Here is an 18,646-nt window from a genome sequence, read left to right as displayed (position 1 = left end):
TTTGTATGCATCTTCCAGCTGCTCAAATTCAATCAGCTTGACTGGCTATTGATTCATATATCTGGCAGAGGTCGTGTCTGCGACAGTAGCAACCTGTTTTCCGAATAGATCGATAAGATCAGAAATATTCGATTCAAGACGATCAGCTGTGATGGCTGCGGTGAAGTAGGCAACCACGAATAATCCAGTAAACATCCAAACAATTGCCACCAAACGCCCGACAAAACTAACGGGAGATTTATCGCCATAGCCCACAGTTGTAGCTGATTTGTAAACTCGCTGTAATCCTTGTAGGATCAGGCTTGCGCTAAACTAGAACAATTGAACTATTTAATAACCAAAAGATAATCATAGCAAGGCTTTCAAGCTTCTTAATATTTACTTTACAAATTAGCTCTAAGGTTTCGTATCTGACCTCAACTTCTTCCTATTTTATTCTACAACACTTAGACTAAAGTTTCGGGACTTTATAAGATATTTTGATCACGGCGCTTCAAGCCGCTATGGGCTTTTATCCCCGATCTAAAGAGACGGGTTTTTCAGCTTTTAGATTTTTATAAACTTAGGAAAAAAACCAAATGGAAACAAAAAAGAACTTGCTTCCTAAGCAATAATGTTCGTATTATATCACTACTGACCAGAAAAGGAGTGTTTGATGAGATTACCCAAACAAGTAGCACCAGTCAAAAGACCGGATCTGATTCAACCCTATCGGGCAGTGGATGTAGTTCATGGTCGAGGCCAAGACTTGGTGACTATTCGCATGGACTTGACCCATGGTGCCAATTACAATGACCCAGCACCCTTTGCTTACCCTAGTTATCAGCAACTGAAAACCTCCGGCTGGGGCGGATGGTATTGATGTGGTGGTGCCCCTAGGTCAAACTAAGAGATGGGTAACAGTTACATAAGATGTCGTAAACCGTAACAAACACTAACAAACAGTAAAAAACAATTATGCCAGAAGAAGAAACTAAAACTCCCAGACGCGGTCGTCGCAGAAAAACCCAGGCGAAGCCAAAAGCCAAAGCTGCTCCTGCTGCTGCTTCTCCATCTGTTCAACCAGAGGTTGCTTCTCCATCTGTTCAACCAGAGCTTAATGAACAGGAAGAAAAGAAATCAGTGTTACTTGCTACTGGTCTAGAAGATTATGCCCGGTGGAAGGTTATGTTTAAAGACCAGAAGCCAGACAATGACCCCCCTTTCCGTCGGGGACGCATTTGGGCTTAATCAGGGCATGAGGGGATAAGGATAGCAGGGCTGTTTCTTGCGTCCGACTAAAATTTCACGGGTAGGGAGATAGGGAGATGGGGGAAATTTTTATTATATTAATGGTAATTATCCTGAAATGATAATAGCCTTCAATGGTCGTATTTTTACAAAAGCGATCCATCCCTACTCCCAGGGCGTGCCCTTGACCCGTAATTAAATTCGCTCAAGGTGCGCGCCTCCTAGGGTGAGTAAATCGCCCTTGGGTCGAACCTTGAGGGCTTTGCCGACGCGGGGCGCGAACGGGCGCGCACCGCTCCCTACTCCTTACTCCCTAAAACCACCACCTAGTGTAAGCCTTGGTAATTTCCGGTAATCCCTGGAATTATCAACTAGGTTGCAGACTAAGGATTAGCTTCCTACGTTGGTTTGGTCATGACACCCAAGAGTGAACTCCAGCTTTTGGCTCTGTCGCTAGTCATTAAGACAAAGGCAAAATGTGTGATTAGCAAAACACAAGCCATTCCAACATTGTCGAGGATAACTTTACCGAATCGAGAGCACTAAAAATGCAAAATTACGTATTTGTTATTGACGCAAACTTTCAACCATTAAACCCAATTATCCCAAAGAAAGCACGTCGGTTATTGGATAAAGGTAAAGCGGCGGTTTTCAGGATGTACCCGTTCACAATCATCTTAAAAACGTCGATCAATAATCCAACCATATCACCATGTAAAATCAAAATTGATCCTGGCAGTAAGGTGACTGGATTTGCCTTAGTCCAAGACGGCCAAGTCATTTGGGCAATGGAGCTAGAACACAGAGGAGGATTAATTAAGAAAAAACTCTCGTCTAGAAGCGCTGTAAGGCGTGGGAGACGTAACCGAAACACCCGCTATAGGAAACCCAGGTTCCTTAACCGTAAGCGTCCAGAGGGATGGCTCCCCCCTAGTCTAGAACACAGAATTTTGACTACCCAGACTTGGGTGAAACGATTGATTAAATTCTGCCCAGTTAACGAAATTTGGGTTGAAAGAGTTAAGTTTGATGCCCAAAAAATGCAGAATCCTGAAATCAGTGGTATTCAGTACCAGCAAGGAGAACTAGCTGGGTATGAGGTTAGAGAGTATTTACTCGAAAAATGGGGAAGGGAATGCACTTACTGTGGGAAAAAATCAGTTCCATTGCAGATTGAACACATTTATCCAAAATCCAAAGGAGGAAGTGAACGTGTAAGTAATCTTTGCTTGGCTTGTGAAAAGTGCAATCAACGCAAAGGGAACAAACCTATAGAGGACTTTCTGAAAAAGAAGCCAAGCCTACTTCAAAAAATCAAAACCAAAGCGCTTTCGCCATTAAAAGATGCGGCGGCGGTGAATACAACTCGGAACAAGCTAGTTAAAGTACTTCAAAAGACGAAACCTGTGGTTACTGGAACGGGAGCACAGACTAAGTACAACCGGACTAAATTAGGATTTCCTAAGGAACATTGGATCGATGCTGCTTGTGTTGGGAACATTGAGGCTTTGACTTTGAAAACCTTTCAACCGCTTCTGGTTACTTGTAAAGGACAAGGGGGCAGACAAAAAGCGGCACTCAATAAATACGGTTACCCCATCAGACACAACCCGCTGAAGCCAATCAAAGGTTGGTGTAGTGGGGACATAGCCAAAAACCTTTTGACTGGGGAGTTTGGAAGAGTTAACCCTAGAAGTAAGAGTAATTCCTTCAATTACACAGTTTCTGGAAAAAAGGCGATAAGCTTACACGTTAAAAACTTGTGCAGAGTTCACAGAAAAGATGGTTATACTTACGGATTTTGCCAGTGAATACCAAGAATTACCTGGAAACAATCCTCCTATTACATCCAGACTAAAGTCCCTCATCCAATTGAGAACTGGTATATATGATTAACTACAACTATGGTAAAAAATCTGCTCAAAAAAGTCTCCTAAAAGTATTCCGTATACCCCTACAAGCTACTTTAATTGGGTTTTTCCTTATCAATGGAGGATGCTTAGCCCAGACAATTCCACTGACCGAAAATCTGATTAACCTCGATTCCGATCACGGAGAAAGGTTACTGATGGCAAGCCAAGCCCGAGAAGACTATTTGCCCCTAAGTATTCAGTTTGTCACTCAGGAAAACCTGGCTTACTGTGGAGTAGCTAGTATGGTCATGGTGCTAAATGCTTTATCAATTCAAGCTCCAGAGGCACCGGAATTTAGGACTAACCGCTTCACCCAGAAGAATGTTTTGAATGCCAAAACTGAGGAAGTGCGGATGGCTGAGGTGATTGCTCGTCGGGGCATGACTTTGGAACAATTAGCAGGATTATTGGAAACTTATCCAGTTAGAGCAGAGGTTTACCATGGTGGTGATTTGACCCTGGATCAGTTTCGCAACATAGTGGTAAAGAATTTGCAAGAAGCGGAAAATTTTGTCTTAGTCAATTACTTACGCAAAGCCATTGCTCAGAAAACTGGGGGACATATTTCTCCTATAGCTGCCTACAACAAAGAAGCAGACCGTTTTCTGATCCTAGATGTCTCTCGTTACAAGTATCCTCCGGTCTGGGTCAAGGCTGAAGAATTGTGGCAAGCCATGGCGACTAAGGATTCAGAGTCTAAAAAGACACGGGGGTTTGTGCTGGTGAGTACCCGTTGATGGTCAAATTGATGGTCAAATTGATGGTCAAATTGATGGCATTCTCATTAATCTATCAATATTGAGGTTTATTTTAAGCTGATAGCTGACCGCTGACCGCTGAAAGCTGACCGCTGTTCGCCTAGCGTGGCCTACGGCCAACGACTTACAAACTAATCCTTAAAATTAATCGGTTCTCCCATTGATCAATGTCTTGTCTGTGACCAGCAAAGACAGGAAAATAAGTAATGGCAAAAACACCATTGCCCAGCCAATTCCTAAAGCCCAGGCTGGGTATCCTTCATAGGGAGTCCTAATATCTTTAGAAAACTGGGTTGCTAGCAAAGCGACTAAAGCCATAGGAATCAGGTATTTTATAGAAAAATTCCACCATTTCCCAACCTTCCAATCACTAACTTTGTTGATGTATCGTCGTAGCTTTTCAGCACCATACAACCATCCCACTAGGATAGATTGAAAAATAGCTACCAACATCAAGTTATAGTTAGTAACAAAATGATCTACAATATCTAAAATGTATAATCCAGCTCTGGTAGTGTAAATAATTCCAGCAATAAATCCCCCTAGACAAACCCCAATTGAAACCTTAGCAACATTTCCCTGTTGTTGTTTGTCGAGGATAGTCGCATTCAAAGCTTCTACTAGGGAAAAGGCGCTGTCGATGCCTAGGGAAAGCAGCATCACAAAAAACAGCAGACTGAACAGCCAAGGTAAGGGCATTAAGCTTAAAGCTTCCGGGAAAACCACAAACGCTAGACCGGGACCAGAAGCAGCCAGCTCTGCCAAGGGGGTGTTGGTAACTCCTGCCATATATCCCAAGATTCCGAACACCACAAAGCCTGCAAATAAGCTGATACCACTGTTGATCAAGGCAGTTAACCAGGTATCTTTAGCAATGTCATCCTGTGAGTTTTTGTAGCTAGCATAAGTCACCATAATTCCAAATCCCAGAGATAAGGTAAAGAAAATCTGTGAGAATGCAGCTGTCCAAACTTCGGGGTCAACTAATGCACTCCAAACCGGAGTAAGATACAGTTTCCAGCCATTGAGGAAACCTGGTAACGTTACTGCTCGTAATAGCAATACGCCCAGCAAAATAATTGGAAGTGGCACGCTGTAGACAACGACTTTTCCCACACTGGTCGTGCCTTTCCAAACACAGAAATAAATCAAGACCCAGACTACAACTAGAGACCATAAGATTGGCCAGTTGATACCACCTAATACGTTGACCCCATCGCTGATTTGCAGAACACTATCAAAGAAGTAGCTTTTAGCATCCCTCGACCACTTGACCCCAAAGGATGCCAGAAAGTAAATCAAGCTCCAGCCCATCACAACTGCATAATAGGAGACAATGATAAAGGCTGACATCAGGGCAAACAGACCGAGACTGCCGAAATTGGGGTGTAATTTCCTAAATGAGCCTATGGCTCCCCGTTGCATTTTTTGTCCTACCGCAAATTCCAGCATCAACAGTGGAACCCCAATTAGGACTAAAGCGATCAGGTAAGGCACTAGAAATGCTCCCCCACCGTATTTCCCAGCTAGGTAGGGAAACCGCCACACATTCCCTAAGCCAACTGCAGAACCTACTGCTGCGAGGAGAAATACTGTTCTTGAAGCCCAACGTTGACGAGCCATCTACAATTCCCTCTATCTTGATAGTTCATGCTTCATACTTCATCCTTCATACTTCATCCTTTACAATTAATCCTTGATACTTCATACTTCTTTAAATTATTGCCATGGGTTTGCTTATTCCATCACAGGTTTTAGGGAGTAGGGAATCGGGAGTAGGGAGTCGGGAGTCGGGAATAGGGAAAAAATTATGTGTATCTCATTTATGTTTACATCCTAAGCATTCAGCCATTGGCTGATAGCTGAATGCTTACGTTACATCTAAAATACAAACCCTATATAGCGGTTTTTAGCCTAATGAGATACACAGGATTTTTTACGTGTTCCCTCTTTTCTCTTCCCTCTTTTCTCTTCCCTGTTCCCTGTTCCCTGTTCCCTGTTCCCTAAAATCCAGAAAATTTTACCTCATAGCTATGATAATTGCTATAGGTTTACATCTCAAATACAAACCCTATATTTCAATTCAACGTGCTTGGTAACTTTACGCCCAGTAATATCGCTCTTCCTGCCATAAACAAGGATAAAGCTAACCAAAGAAGATGAACACTTTGAAACTGCCAAGACGCCACAGCCATAGGCGCAAATCCCACCACCAAGGCGATTACAGTAGAATTACGTAAGGTCTGTCCTGCGGCTAAGCCCAGAAAATAACCATCCAGCATATATGCAATGGAACCAAATGCTAACACTACCAGTAACCAAGGAATATAGAGAGTAATCGATTCGATCACCTCAGCGTGGTTTGTTAACAGGCCAAAGAGTGTCTGGGGAAACAGCATAAACAGGAAAGCAAGGTTAAGTCCTAATAGCAAACAGCTTCCTCCAGCCATTCTCAACAAAGGTACTAACTGCTCTTTTGCTCCCTGACCTTGTAAATTACCCGTCAGAGTTTCCGTAGCAAATGCTAATCCATCAATCAAATAAGCAGCCATGCTTAACACCTCTAATATTAAAGCATTTTCCGCCAAGATTGTGGTACCCAAAGCTGAGCTCATATTGGTAAAAATAGACAAGGTAAAAATAATCGCTAAGGTTCTAATAAAAAGATTACTATTTAGGGTAAAAGTAGCTATTATTTCCGACAAGTTCCAAATTCGCCTCGCTACTGATATTAGCTCTTGCCACTGGATTTCTCGCGTCACTAAAACTAGTCCCACTAAAACCATCACGTATTGACTAACTGCTACCGATAATCCAGCGCCAGTGCTTTCCCAACCCCACCGAATAATAGTGAAGTAATCGCAAACTATATTAGCGGTGTTACCGATAATAGACAGCAGCAACACCTTACCACTCATTTCTCTACCGAGAAACCAACCAATGATTACGAAATTGAGTAATGTTGCAGGAGCTCCCCAAATTCGAGCATTAAAATAGGCAATACCAGAAAATTTGACATCTGGTGTAGCACTTAACAGCGCAAATCCCAGCTCTCTGAGAGGATACTGTAAACTTAAGATAAGTACACCTAAAATCAGAGCAATTAAGCCATTACGAAGTCCCACCAGCAACATCGCATCTCGGTCATTTCCTCCGACGGCTTGAGCGGTTACTCCAGTAGTTCCCATCCGTAAAAACCCCAAACTTTTGTAGATGAAGTTAAACAGGATAGTAGCGATTACGACTCCAGCTAAGTGGCGGATTTGATCTAAATGACCCAAGAAAGCCACGCTGATTAAACCCGCAAGGGGTACGGTCAGATTAGACAGAATATTGATGATCGCCAATTTCCAGAAGCGATAGAGCACATTGTCTTGGTTTGAGCAAGTAAAAGTCATCAATTAACCTTAATAATTAGGGCATTTTTAATGGTATAATAAAGGTATTTTAATCTTTTTTAGTAAGTCAGATTAGTGGCTTGATTAAATATTATATCCAATCCTATTTTTCTAGTTAGAGATTAATAGAGATAGATTAATCGACTATAATATAAAGAATGTACGCCGAACCTAACCATAAAGATTAAACTGATGATTGATTTAAGAATTTTTGAAAAATTCCCTATAAAGGATATCATATAAAAAGTGTAAAGACTAGTTGCAAGATGAACAGCAAGGCACTTGCACAAGCTAAAATCAATAAGCTGTTAATTTTTAACTACTGACGCCGGAGCCTAAGGATGAGTAAAGTCAAGACGATTCAAAAACTACACGCGGAATGGGTGACATCAGAGAACTTTCAGCCCTACGGTCAAGTCATCTTTGCCAGTGAAGATGGCAAACCCTATGATCAAGATGATGCTCAGTTAAACCTCGACAATGGGACATCCCGGTTTTATATCATGCGGCTACACCACAAAGGTCGTAAGTTTGATAAAATTACTCGCCACGTCCAATGTACTCAGTGTCTCGGTTCTCTAGAAGGGAAAGACTGGTTCATGGCTGTAGCTCCTCCCACTCAGGATGACCAACCAGTTTTAGAGGATATCGCCGCTTTTCGGATTCCAGGTAACTGCTTTATTAAATTAGAAGTAGGAACTTGGCATGCTGGTCCCTATTTTGACCAAGAATTTATAGATTTCTACAATTTGGAACTTGCTGATACCAATGTCGTCGATCATTTTACCCATGATTTTATAGACAGCCATCAGTTACAGTTTGAAATTGTTATAGCAAAGGGAACAGCGGAGCAGGGAGTAGGGAGCAGGGAGTAGGGAGTAGGGAGCAGGGAATATGGCATCAAAAATTATCACAATTCCTACACTGATACCTATAGGAAGTGATAAACTGGAATGGGGAATAACAAGTAAATCATAATCCCATAATTAGTCACAACATAATAAAAAAAAACTAAGCCAAACTAACTAATGACTAATAGTATTGGATATATAATCAGTTATAAAATCCTCAAATTTTATGACTTTTCCCTGTTCCCGATTCCCGATTCCCGATTCCCGATTCCCGATTCCCGATTCCCTACCTTGACAGGTAAATTTTAACTTGGTGCCAGATAATATGAGTAATGACTAATGAGAAAGGAAACCTATGACAGTAAACATACAAAAATTATATAAAGCCTGTAATCCCAGCAAAACCTTAACGGTAGAACAGCCTGAAGACCGTAAGTATTATATCGATTTTTCCTCAGTGCGAGGGGGCAAGATCATCGAAGAGTTGAAGGACAATATCACCTTCTTCTCCATGGATGAGCCGACCTGTGAGCTATTTACTGGACATATTGGTTGTGGTAAATCTACGGAATTACTGCGGTTGAAATCCGAATTGGAAGAAGCTGACTTTCACGTGGTCTATTTTGAGTCTTCTCAAGACTTGGAAATGGGAGATGTAGATGTTGGGGACATTTTACTCGCTATTGCCCGTCGCGTCAGTGAAAGCTTAGACAAAATTAAGCTAGGTGAACCGAAAGGCTTTAAAAAATTACTGGCAGGTGCGGCTAAACTATTGCTCACTGAAATTGAATTAAGCGGTCGGGTAGGAGTTCCTGGGATTGGTGAGGTTGGAGTAGACACGGAGGGGGCGGTTTCCCTAGCAGTTGGGATTGGTGAGATTACCGCTAAGGCTAAGGATAGCCCGGATCTGCGCAGTCGGTTACGGCAATATCTCGAACCTCAAACCAATCGGTTGTTAGAAGTGATTAACCAAGAGTTGCTCGAACCTGCGATCGCAAACCTCCAACAACTGGGGAAACAAGGGCTAGTGGTGATTGTAGATAACCTCGATCGGGTGGACGCTTCCCAGAAGCCTTGGGGACGTGATCAGCCGGAATATCTATTTGTCGATCGCGGAGCCCAGTTAAAGGGGTTACACTGTCATGTGGTCTACACCATGCCCCTAGCCCTACGATTTTCTAATGACTATAGTGCCTTGACTCAGCGCTTTGTAGTAGATCCCAAAGTGTTACCAATGGTACCGGTAAGGTTACGAGATGGTACTCCCCATGAACAGGGCATGGCACTGCTGCGACAAATGGTACTCGCCAGAGCCTTCCCTGATTTAGAGCCTGGGTCGCGTCTTGCTAGAGTAAAAGAGGTGTTCGACTCCCCTGACACTTTAGACCGCCTGTGTTACGCTAGCGGGGGTCATGTGCGAAATTTGCTTCGGTTCCTCAGTACCTGGATCAAGAAAGAAAGACGATTACCTCTGTCTCAAGGCATGTTAGAAACTGTAATTCGAGACCGGCGCAATGAACTAACCCTACCCATCTCAGACGATGAGTGGGAACTATTGTGTCATGTTGCTAAACACAAGAAGGTAGTTGGAGATGAAGGTTACCAAGTCTTGATCCGCAGCATGTTCGTCTATGAGTACCGAGACCAAGATGGGTCTTGGTTTGACGTTAATCCCATTTTGGCAGAAGCGGAAGGATTCAAATCATGCCTAGCTTATACCGCGTAGAAGATGCGGATGCCTACAACTTTAATTCAATGCAGGAACTCGCCTGGGCGATTGAGACGTCCCAAGGGGAGTTTTCCCTGATTTTAGCCCGCCGCAACTATGAAGCTTTACAGGAGTACATTGTGCGGAAGTTGCGGCAAGTCTGTGCTGTTGAGTTCCAGGAAATATACCTGAACCAGTCGGTTAAGGTTAAAAGTCTCTATACCACTATCTTGGAGCAGCTAGGGGATCAACAGCCAGCTGCGGTGATGGTCTTTGGTTTAGAGTCCCTGAGCAACCGGTCGCAAGTACTAATCACTACCAACCAAGTGCGGGAGGAGTTTCGCAAGCATTGCCCCTTCCCTCTAGTGTTATGGGTAAATGACGAGGTATTGCAAACGCTGATTCGGTTTGTGCCAGATTTAGAGAGTTGGGCAACAAGCACAGATTTTGTCCTCTCCTCTAGTCAATTGATTGAAGCTCTAGCAGAGCGAGAGAGTTATTTATTTACTCGTATTTTGGATGCCGGTGGGGATCAGTTCCTACCCAATACCGCTATTTTCGGTTCCAGCTATTGCCGAGAATTGGACTCAGCTTTGAGGGATTTGCAAACTCGTGGAGATGTCTTAGACATAACCCAAGAAGCTAGTTTGCCATTTGTCCTTGGTCGAGAAGCTTATATTAATGGTCAGATCGAACAGGCGTTAGAGTATTATCAGCAAAGTTTAGCCTTTTGGCAGCAGCAATCTAGGAGCTGCGAAACACAACAGCAGAAAACACAACAGCAGACTAGTTTTACCTCCAGACTGGGTCGAACTACCCAAATACCTACTTCCCTCCGGACGTTGCCGAGAGACCCCTCAACCCCTTCACCAGTAGAACGTCAAGCTCTACTGCTGTTTCATATCGGTTTGTGTTATCTGAACCTGGCTGAACTCAATCGCTCCCAAACTCGTCACCACTGGATCACAGCCAGAGGGTATTTTCAAAAATGTATCGATACATTTGAACAAGCAAAACGCCCAGATTTAATCGCCAAGTTTATTACTAAACTTGGCGAAACCCTACAACGACTGGAAGCTTGGAAAGACTTACAAGGTCTGGCGCAACGCTCCCTGGTACTGCACAGAACCTATGGAAATTCACTGCAACTGTCTCAAGATTATGGATTTATCGCTGCAGTCGCCCTTCAAGACTGCCGTTGGATGGGCGCTCAGCAAGCAGCTAGGAAAGCTTTAGAACTCCTAACACGGTTAACTAATACCTCCGGACAGTATCAAATGTCCTATCTACTGCTTCTGGCTAAAGCGAAGGGGCATTTGGGTCAGTCGGAGGAGGCGATCACTATCCTGGAAAGGGCTAAGGAAACCGGTCCAATGGATGCCCCACAACTTTATATTCGCATTTTGGAAAAATTGCGGACGCTTTATTTCCGGCAAAAGCAGTATCTAGAAGCCTTTCGGGTCAAACAAGAACGATTCTCCGTTGAGCAGCAGTACGGTTTCCGTGCCTTTATCGGACCTGGTCGGCTTAAACCTCATCTACGCCAAACTTCTACCTTACTCCTAAAGCAGGAAACTGCTGCGGAGGAAATCACTGCTTCTGTACGTCAGAACGATGTAGAGCGCTTAGTGGAACGTATTGGCAGCACCCAGCACAAACTGACAGTGATTTACGGTCAGTCAGGGGTAGGTAAGAGTTCCCTGCTAGAAGCTGGATTAGTCCCCACTCTCAAAACTAAGGTAATTGGAACCCGTGATGTCGTACCAATTTTGGTAAGGGTTTATACCGATTGGGTCAGGGAAGTCTGGAAATCCTTAGCATCTTCTCCGTTGAAAGTTGACCAGTTGAACGGTCAAGGGTTTTCTGGGTTGAAGGTTGACCGGTTGAAGGTTGAAGGTTCACAGCAGTCTTCTCACCTGCAACATTCAACCCAAACTAACCTGCAACATTCAACCCAAACTAACCTGCAACATTCAACCCAAACTAACCTGCAACATTCAACCCAAACTAACCTGCAACCAGCCACCATTTTAGAGAAATTGCGACAAAATGAACACCGCAATTTGCTAACGGTGCTGATTTTTGACCAGTTTGAAGAGTTTTTCTTTATTTGGGACAATCCTACGGAAAGAAAACGCTTTTTTGATTTTTTCCGGGAGTGTCTTCAGATTCCTTTCGTCAAGGTAATCTTGTCATTACGGGAAAATGATTTGTACTTTTTGTTGCAGGGAATTCGTCATCAAAACTTTTATCCAATCAACAATAACATTCTCGACAAAGATATTCTTTATTATTTAGGAAATTTCTCCTTAGACGATTCTAAATCTATTATTCGCAGCCTAACCGAGCGCTCTCAATTTTATTTAGAAGAAGCTTTAGTAAACACCTTAGTTCAGGAACTAGGCAGCAGTGAAGGCGAAGTTCGTCCCATTGAATTACAAATCGTAGGAGCTCAACTACAAACTGAAGGAATTACTACCCTAGCTCATTATCGGAGAAAAGGTCCTAAAGAAAAATTGGTGCAGCGTTATCTGCAAGAAGTGATCGCTGATTGTGGTTCCGAGAATGAAAAAGCTGCTGAACTTATCTTGTATTTACTGACTGAAGAAAATAACACCCGCCCCCCTAAAACCCGCCAGGATTTGGAAAAAGATTTAAACGCCTTGGCAGTAGATTTAGCAATAGAAAAAATAGACCAGTTAGATTTAGTATTAAATATCCTAGTCGAATCAGGATTAGTGGTGCTCTTACGAGAAAGTCCGGTTAACCGCTATCAACTGGTTCATGATTATCTAGTTTCTGTGATTCGCCAGCAGCAAGATAGCGAATTACTCGCAAAACTTAAGGAAGTCCAAGAGCAACATCGGCTCTCTCAAGCCCGGTTACAGAAGTCGAAGATAGCACTGAACGGCTCCATTGCTGTAGTTTTTATGTTAGCGATCTCAACCGTTTTTGCTGCTATATTTTGGGCTCAAGCCAGAAACAACGAAATCACAGCTCTGATTAAATCCTCAGAAGCCCTTTATCGTTCCAATAGTCATGCCCTCGATCCACTAAAAGATGCCTTACAGGCAGGAAAAAAACTCAAGTGGTCAGTTCGGGTAAGCTCTGACACTAAGGATATAGCGATGAGTTCTCTACAGCAAGCCTTTTATAGGGTTAGAGAGCGCAACCACTTAGAAGGTCATACTGATACAGTCAACACTGTTAGTTTCAGTCCCGACGGTGAGCTAATTGCTACGGCTAGTTCCGACGAAACTGTCAAAATCTGGTCCAAGGAAGGCAAAGAACTCTACACGTTAGCAGGAAAGCATGGACATCAGGATGAAATCAGAAGTGTTACCTTCAGTCCTGATGGCAAGTTGATTGCCACGGCTAGTAAAGATCAAACCGTTAAAGTTTGGCAACGGAATGGTAAGTATATTCAAACCCTGACAGGGCATACGAATTTAGTTTGGAGCGTGCGTTTTAGCCCTGATCGCAAAAGCCTTGCTGCTTCTAGCGAGAATGGAAAAGTTATCATCTGGAGCCTCGAAGGCAAAAAACCCCAAATCTTAGAAGCCCATGATGATAAAGCAGTGCTCAGTATTAGTTTCAGCCCCGATAGCAAGGTGCTGGCAACCGGGAGTTTTGACAACACGGTTAAACTCTGGCGTAGAAACCGGAATGGCTTGTACAACAAAAAGCCTCTAACCATAGAAGGCCATGACGATGCGGTTTTTAGCGTCAGTTTCAGTCCCGACGGAAAACTGATTGCTACTGGTAGTAAGGATAAAACTGTCAAACTCTGGAAACTTGACGGTACTCGGTATCAGACATTGGGAACGGATGACCATGAAATTCATCAAAGTACTGTAACTAGCATCAGTTTCAGTCCGGACGGTCAGACCCTTGCTAGCGCTAGTGCTGACAACACGGTTAAACTTTGGAATCGAAATGGCAAGCTACTCGAAACCCTTACCGGTCATGAAAGTACGGTATGGAGCGTTAATTTCAGCCCCGACAGCCAGACCTTGGCTAGTGCTAGTGCTGACAAAACGGTTAAACTTTGGAGTCGATACGGTAATGAACTCCCTATTCCCACAGGGGATGAGAATACCGTTTACAGCGTCAGTTATAGCCCCGACGGTCAGACTATTGCTACCGCTAGCAAGAACAACACGATCCAACTCTGGAGCTTAAATGGTCAATTACAGCGAACTCTGACTGGTCATACCGATTGGGTGTGGGGTGTTAGTTTCAGCCCTGATGGTAAGACTATTGCTAGCGCTAGTGCAGACAATACTGCCAAAATCTGGAATAAGAATGGTAAGTTACTGCACACCCTATCTGGTCATAAGGATGTGGTCAGGAGTATCGCTTTCAGTCCCGATGGCAAAATTATCGCTACGGCTAGTCGGGACAACACGGTTAAACTCTGGAATCAGAATGGTATTGAGATTAGAACTCTGACTGGTCATGAAAATTGGATCAACAGCGTCAGGTTCAGTCCTGATGGTGAGACGATTGCTACGGCTAGTGCAGACAAGACTGCCAAACTTTGGAATGTTAGTGATGGCAAGGAGCTGCAAACCCTCGATGGTCATAAGGATTGGGTTCTGAGTGTCGGTTTCAGCCCCGATGGTAAAACCCTGGCCTCTGCTACCAGGGATAAGATGGTTAAACTCTGGAATGTTAGTGATGGTAATGAACTAAAAACTCTTAAAGGTCATGACAATACCGTCTGGAGTGTGGTGTTTAGCCCCGATGGTGAAACCATTGCTACCGCTAGTGCTGACAAAACTGTCAAGCTTTGGAACACCAAAGGTAAACAACCTCAAACCTTTTCTGGCCATGATGGTGCTGTAGTTAGCCTCAGTTTTAGTCCCGATGGCCAGACTATTGCTTCTTCAGATTCATCTGCTAGAGTAATTATATGGAATTTAGAGACTATCAGACATCCTGATCAACTACACTCCCTTGCTTGCGATTGGCTGCAGGATTATCTAAAGCACAATACTAAGGTCAATAAGAGGGAGCGTCGTTGGTGTCGTTAGTGCTTCCCTGCTGAGTCCTGATTCTGTCAGAAGCAGTCTGGAATGGGATTGCAAAAAACTATGGCAATTTTAATAAGTGTTAAGTAGTACGGTTAGATAGTGCTAGGTAGTGTTAAGTATTTAAGTGTTACTACTTAACACTTAATCCTATCATGACTAATCACAAAAAAATCACAAAAAATTGCCATTTTGCTACCAGGATAGAATTTAATTTCCTGATAACATAATTACCTCACTTGCTGGCATAAGCACTTGCTGGCATAAGCAATATCCTTAAAATCATGATTAAATCACCCCTACTCGACCCTGTAGCTAATCACCACCGGGATACTGTAGAAGAACTAGCCTGGGCAATAGCTGCTAGTGAGGGACAGTTTTTACTGATGTTCGCACACTGTAATTATGCCAAGTGGCGTAAGCGAGTGGTGCGCAGACTACACAAAATTTCCTCTGTGCCAATCCGGGAAGTATTCCTAGAGCCATCTGCTTGTACACTCTACACCACCCTCCGACAGGAAATCGGAGAGGAACAGCCAGCCGCTTTGATGGTGTTTGGTTTAGAGTCAGTCACTGACCTTGATGAGCTGTTAATCGCCACAAACCAAGTTAGAGAAGAGTTTCGCAAAAATTTCCAGTTTCCATTAGTGTTGTGGATTAACGATGAGGTGCTGTGTAAGCTGATTCGCATCACACCAGATTTCCACAGTTGGGCAACAACGGTTATGTTTGAAATCCCAACCTCAAGCCTAATTAGTAACCTACAACAAAAAGCCAAGTCTTTATTTAGCACAGTATTAGAATTAGGTGCCAGTGAAATTTCCCCCAATGATGCTATCTTAGGTGCTGGTTATAGTCAGGAAATTAAGTTTGCCTTACGGGATTTGGAAAGTGGCAACCACGAGTTGCCACCAGAGTTACTAGCCAGTCTTAACTTTGTCTGGGGTCGAGAGGCTTATGGATTGGGCAAGATTGATGTTGCTATTACCCACTATCAGAAAAGTTTAGAATTCTGGCAACAGAAACCAGGTAAGCAGCAGAGCAAGCCAGAAAACAATGGTGAGATTCTCCCCGGACTTGGTCTGCCTACCTTCATAACCTCTAAGCCTATTACCCCTTCACGTCGGGAGCGAGAAGCAGTTCTCCTGTTTCACCTAGGATTATGCTATTGCGATCAGGCTAAGCAGTATAGACCAGGAGACCCTAGCTATCAAGAAAATTGGTACAAGGCTAAAGAGTATTTAGAGCAGTGTCTGGTGGTGTTCGAACAAGAGCAACGACCGGATTTAGTGGCTAAGTTTATTAATAAACTCGGTGAGATACTGCAATCTCTGGAAGCCTGGGAGGATTTGGAAAGTCTAGCTAAAAAGTCTCTAGCGCTACACAGAAGTTACTCTGCTCCTGTGCAACTAGCTCAGGATTATGGATTTCTAGGAACAGTGGCGCTACAAAAATCCTGCTGGCAGGAGGCTTACACAAACGCACTATATGCCAATGTAATTATAACAAAAGTCACAGAAGAACAGGGTGCTGCACAGGATAGGGAAGATTTGTTGGCCTATGGAACACAGGGAAGAGGGGGAAGTAAAAAATTGTCCTATCATCCGGCAAGTATCCAACCCCAAAAACAGCAACAGTACCTTGACTATCAGGAAAATTCTGCTTTATCTTGCCTCAATGGAATAGTTAAGATAGATCAAGATGCAGAACAGATCACACAGAAATCTCCCGTTGGTCGCTATCTGTTACTTCTGGCTCAAGCCCAACAGCACTTGGGTCAGCATTCCACAGCGATTCGCCATCTGGAACGGGCTAGGGAGTTAGGGATTAGTGATGAGCCGAAACTCTACCTGGAAATCCTGGAAACTCTAGGAACCCTCTACTGGCAACAAAAACGATATCAAGCAGCATTTACAGTAAAACAAGAACGGCTTGCGATCGCACAAGAGCATGGTTTACTTGCTTTTATCGGTGCGGGTAAACTCAAATCCTCCCAACAGAATCAGTTAGCACAGAATCACTTAGCACAGAATCACTTAGCACAGACCAAGAGTAAAGGTAGCGCTACCGTATCTCAGGCCATGACTGCTTCCCATTGGCAACACAAAGTACAAGAGCTAGTGCAACGCATTGCCAGTACCCAGCACAAACTAACTGTAATTTATGGTCAAGCTGGAGTGGGCAAGAGTTCCTTACTAGAAGCTGGGCTAATCCCCGCCCTAAAACAGCAACCCATTGGTAACCGTGATATAGTCCCGATTAGGTTGAAGGTTTACACTGACTGGGAAAAAGAGTTGGGTAAACGTATCCTAGAGGCGAAGGGTGAAGGTTCTTCACCGTTGAAGGTTGAAGGTTTAAAGGTTGAAGGTCTAAAGGTTGAAGGTTTAAAGGTTGAAGGTTATAAAAACAACCTTGGCCAAAAGGCCACGCTACGCGAAGAACCGGCTACTCTTCTAGACCAGTTGCAAAAAAATCAACGGCAAAACCAGATTAACATCCTGATTTTTGACCAATTTGAAGAGTTTTTCTTTGCTTGCCGAGAGCCAGCTGAACAAAAACGCTTCTTTGAGTTTTTCCGTGACTGTCTTAATATTCCTTATCTCAAAGTTATCCTGTGTTTACGGGAGGATTATCTACACCTATTATTAAAGTGCGCTCGTCAGGTAGATTTGGATGCCATTAATAATGATATTCTTAATAAAGGTATCCTTTATTATGTCGGTAATTTTTCTCCAGACGAGGCAAAATCGATTATTTATAATCTAACCACTAGAGCTAAATTTTACCTAGAGGATGCATTAGTCGATGAGTTGGTAAACGACCTAGCTAAGAATGAACCAGTGGGAGAAGTAAGCCCGATTGAATTACAGATAGTGGGAGTGCAACTGCAAACTGAGCAAATCAATACTTTAGCGGCTTATCGACAAAACGGATCAAAAGAAAAGCTAGTGGAGCGCTATTTAGAAGGGGTTGTTTCTGATTGTGGTTCAGAAAACCAAAACGCGGCTTGGAAAATTTTGGGTTTGTTAACGGATAAGGATGGCACTCGACCATTCCGAACAAAAGACGATTTAGGAGCAGAGTTACAGTTATCCACTGACAACTTAGATTTTATCCTAGAGCTATTGGTCAAGTCAGGTTTAGTGATGAGATGGCAGCAAGAACCAGAAGCTCAATATCAACTGATTTATGATTATTTAGCTGAGGCTATTCGTAGACGTTGCTGATTCTAAGCTATCAGCTATCAGCTATCAGCTATCAGCTATCAGCTATCAGCTATCAGCTATCAGCTATCAGCTATCAGCTATCAGCTATCAGCTATCAGCTTTTGAATTAAAGAGGTAAGCATTGGTTTAATCTCAGTTCCTTGGCCTTTCGGCCAAGGAATTCATTGTATTTGGCTTTGAGTCCGTTGAACTCCTAAGCCGAATATCTTGTTTTAAGCCAAGGGCTGACAGCTGACCGCTGACGGCTGTTCGCGTAGCGTGCGCGTAGCGCATATGCTTACATCTGATTAGCCTTTCAGTCCCTCTAACCAACTGGATAAATCCGAGCCATCGGAAAAATCGAACAATGCTTCACTCAATTGATCTAAATCAGCAACAGATAAGTTGTTGATGAGTGATTCTAGAGTAGGCTCAATTGTTCCAACCTGGCGTGTCAACTGACGCATAATTAGCTCCAGTTTTCCTTGCTGTAATATCAAATCCGGGTGTAGACTTATTGTATAGAGTGAGTCGGGAAAGATCTATGCC

Annotated in this window: 13 protein-coding genes; 9 read left to right on the top strand and 4 right to left on the bottom strand. The window is 43.3% G+C overall.

What is annotated here, in order from left to right; genetic code table 11:
* Positions 1-45: 45 nt before the first annotated feature.
* Positions 46-255, bottom strand: a complete 210-nt coding sequence (locus tag BJP37_RS28885; protein ID WP_075904009.1) for an ion channel — start codon at positions 253-255, stop codon at positions 46-48.
* A 400-nt stretch (positions 256-655) separates the two neighbouring features.
* Between BJP37_RS28885 and BJP37_RS28880 the strand changes: the two genes are divergently transcribed.
* The 4 genes from BJP37_RS28880 (at position 656) to BJP37_RS28865 (ending at position 3,880) form a co-directional block, all read left to right on the top strand.
* On the top strand, positions 656-862 hold the full coding sequence (locus tag BJP37_RS28880; protein ID WP_075904007.1) for a cyanobactin biosynthesis system PatB/AcyB/McaB family protein: 207 nt from the start codon (positions 656-658) through the stop codon (positions 860-862).
* Positions 863-957: 95 nt separating this feature from the next.
* Entirely contained in the window at positions 958-1,230 is a 273-nt protein-coding gene (locus tag BJP37_RS28875; RefSeq protein ID WP_075904005.1) for a cyanobactin biosynthesis PatC/TenC/TruC family protein, read from the top strand.
* 548 nt (positions 1,231-1,778) lie between these two features.
* Positions 1,779-3,041 carry an RNA-guided endonuclease IscB gene (gene iscB, locus BJP37_RS28870; protein WP_075904003.1) on the top strand — a complete coding sequence of 421 codons (1,263 nt, stop codon included), beginning with the start codon at positions 1,779-1,781 and terminating at the stop codon, positions 3,039-3,041.
* Positions 3,042-3,118: 77 nt separating this feature from the next.
* Positions 3,119-3,880: a phytochelatin synthase family protein gene (locus BJP37_RS28865; RefSeq protein WP_070395489.1), complete on the top strand. Its 762-nt coding sequence runs from the start codon at positions 3,119-3,121 to the stop codon at positions 3,878-3,880.
* 165 nt (positions 3,881-4,045) lie between these two features.
* Here the strand turns inward: BJP37_RS28865 and BJP37_RS28860 are convergent, their stop codons facing one another.
* Both BJP37_RS28860 and gntT read right to left on the bottom strand, forming a co-directional pair.
* Positions 4,046-5,524 carry a sodium-dependent transporter gene (locus BJP37_RS28860; RefSeq protein WP_075904001.1) on the bottom strand — a complete coding sequence of 493 codons (1,479 nt, stop codon included), beginning with the start codon at positions 5,522-5,524 and terminating at the stop codon, positions 4,046-4,048.
* Between the two features lie 455 nt (positions 5,525-5,979).
* Positions 5,980-7,299, bottom strand: coding sequence for a guanitoxin biosynthesis MATE family efflux transporter GntT (gntT, locus tag BJP37_RS28855; RefSeq protein WP_081431370.1), 1,320 nt, complete (start codon positions 7,297-7,299; stop codon positions 5,980-5,982).
* 341 nt (positions 7,300-7,640) lie between these two features.
* On the opposite strand from gntT, the gene BJP37_RS28850 reads away from it, so the two are divergent.
* The 5 genes from BJP37_RS28850 (at position 7,641) to BJP37_RS28835 (ending at position 18,118) form a co-directional block, all read left to right on the top strand.
* Positions 7,641-8,174 (top strand): ureidoglycolate lyase, encoded by a 534-nt coding sequence (locus BJP37_RS28850; protein WP_075903997.1) that lies wholly within the window; start codon positions 7,641-7,643, stop codon positions 8,172-8,174.
* Between the two features lie 153 nt (positions 8,175-8,327).
* Complete coding sequence (locus BJP37_RS44015) at positions 8,328-8,459, top strand: hypothetical protein (protein ID WP_269087081.1); 132 nt, start codon at positions 8,328-8,330, stop codon at positions 8,457-8,459.
* Positions 8,460-8,505: 46 nt separating this feature from the next.
* On the top strand, positions 8,506-9,876 hold the full coding sequence (locus BJP37_RS28845) for an AAA family ATPase (protein WP_075903995.1): 1,371 nt from the start codon (positions 8,506-8,508) through the stop codon (positions 9,874-9,876).
* Positions 9,855-14,894: a WD40 domain-containing protein gene (locus BJP37_RS28840; protein ID WP_075903993.1), complete on the top strand. Its 5,040-nt coding sequence runs from the start codon at positions 9,855-9,857 to the stop codon at positions 14,892-14,894. The genes BJP37_RS28845 and BJP37_RS28840 overlap by 22 nt, the downstream gene beginning before the upstream one ends.
* A 281-nt stretch (positions 14,895-15,175) precedes the next feature.
* Entirely contained in the window at positions 15,176-18,118 is a 2,943-nt protein-coding gene (locus tag BJP37_RS28835; RefSeq protein WP_075903991.1) for a tetratricopeptide repeat protein, read from the top strand.
* 287 nt (positions 18,119-18,405) lie between these two features.
* Here BJP37_RS28835 and BJP37_RS35020 read toward each other — a convergent pair whose 3' ends face one another.
* Positions 18,406-18,597, bottom strand: coding sequence for a DUF4351 domain-containing protein (locus BJP37_RS35020; RefSeq protein WP_269087080.1), 192 nt, complete (start codon positions 18,595-18,597; stop codon positions 18,406-18,408).
* Positions 18,598-18,646: the final 49 nt, after the last annotated feature.

Origin of the sequence: Moorena bouillonii PNG, assembly GCF_001942495.1 — a bacterium.
Classification (GTDB): Bacteria; Cyanobacteriota; Cyanobacteriia; order Cyanobacteriales; family Coleofasciculaceae; genus Moorena; species Moorena bouillonii.
The sequence above is the reverse complement of the archived record's forward strand: the minus strand, read 5'-3'. Positions and strand labels throughout refer to the sequence as shown.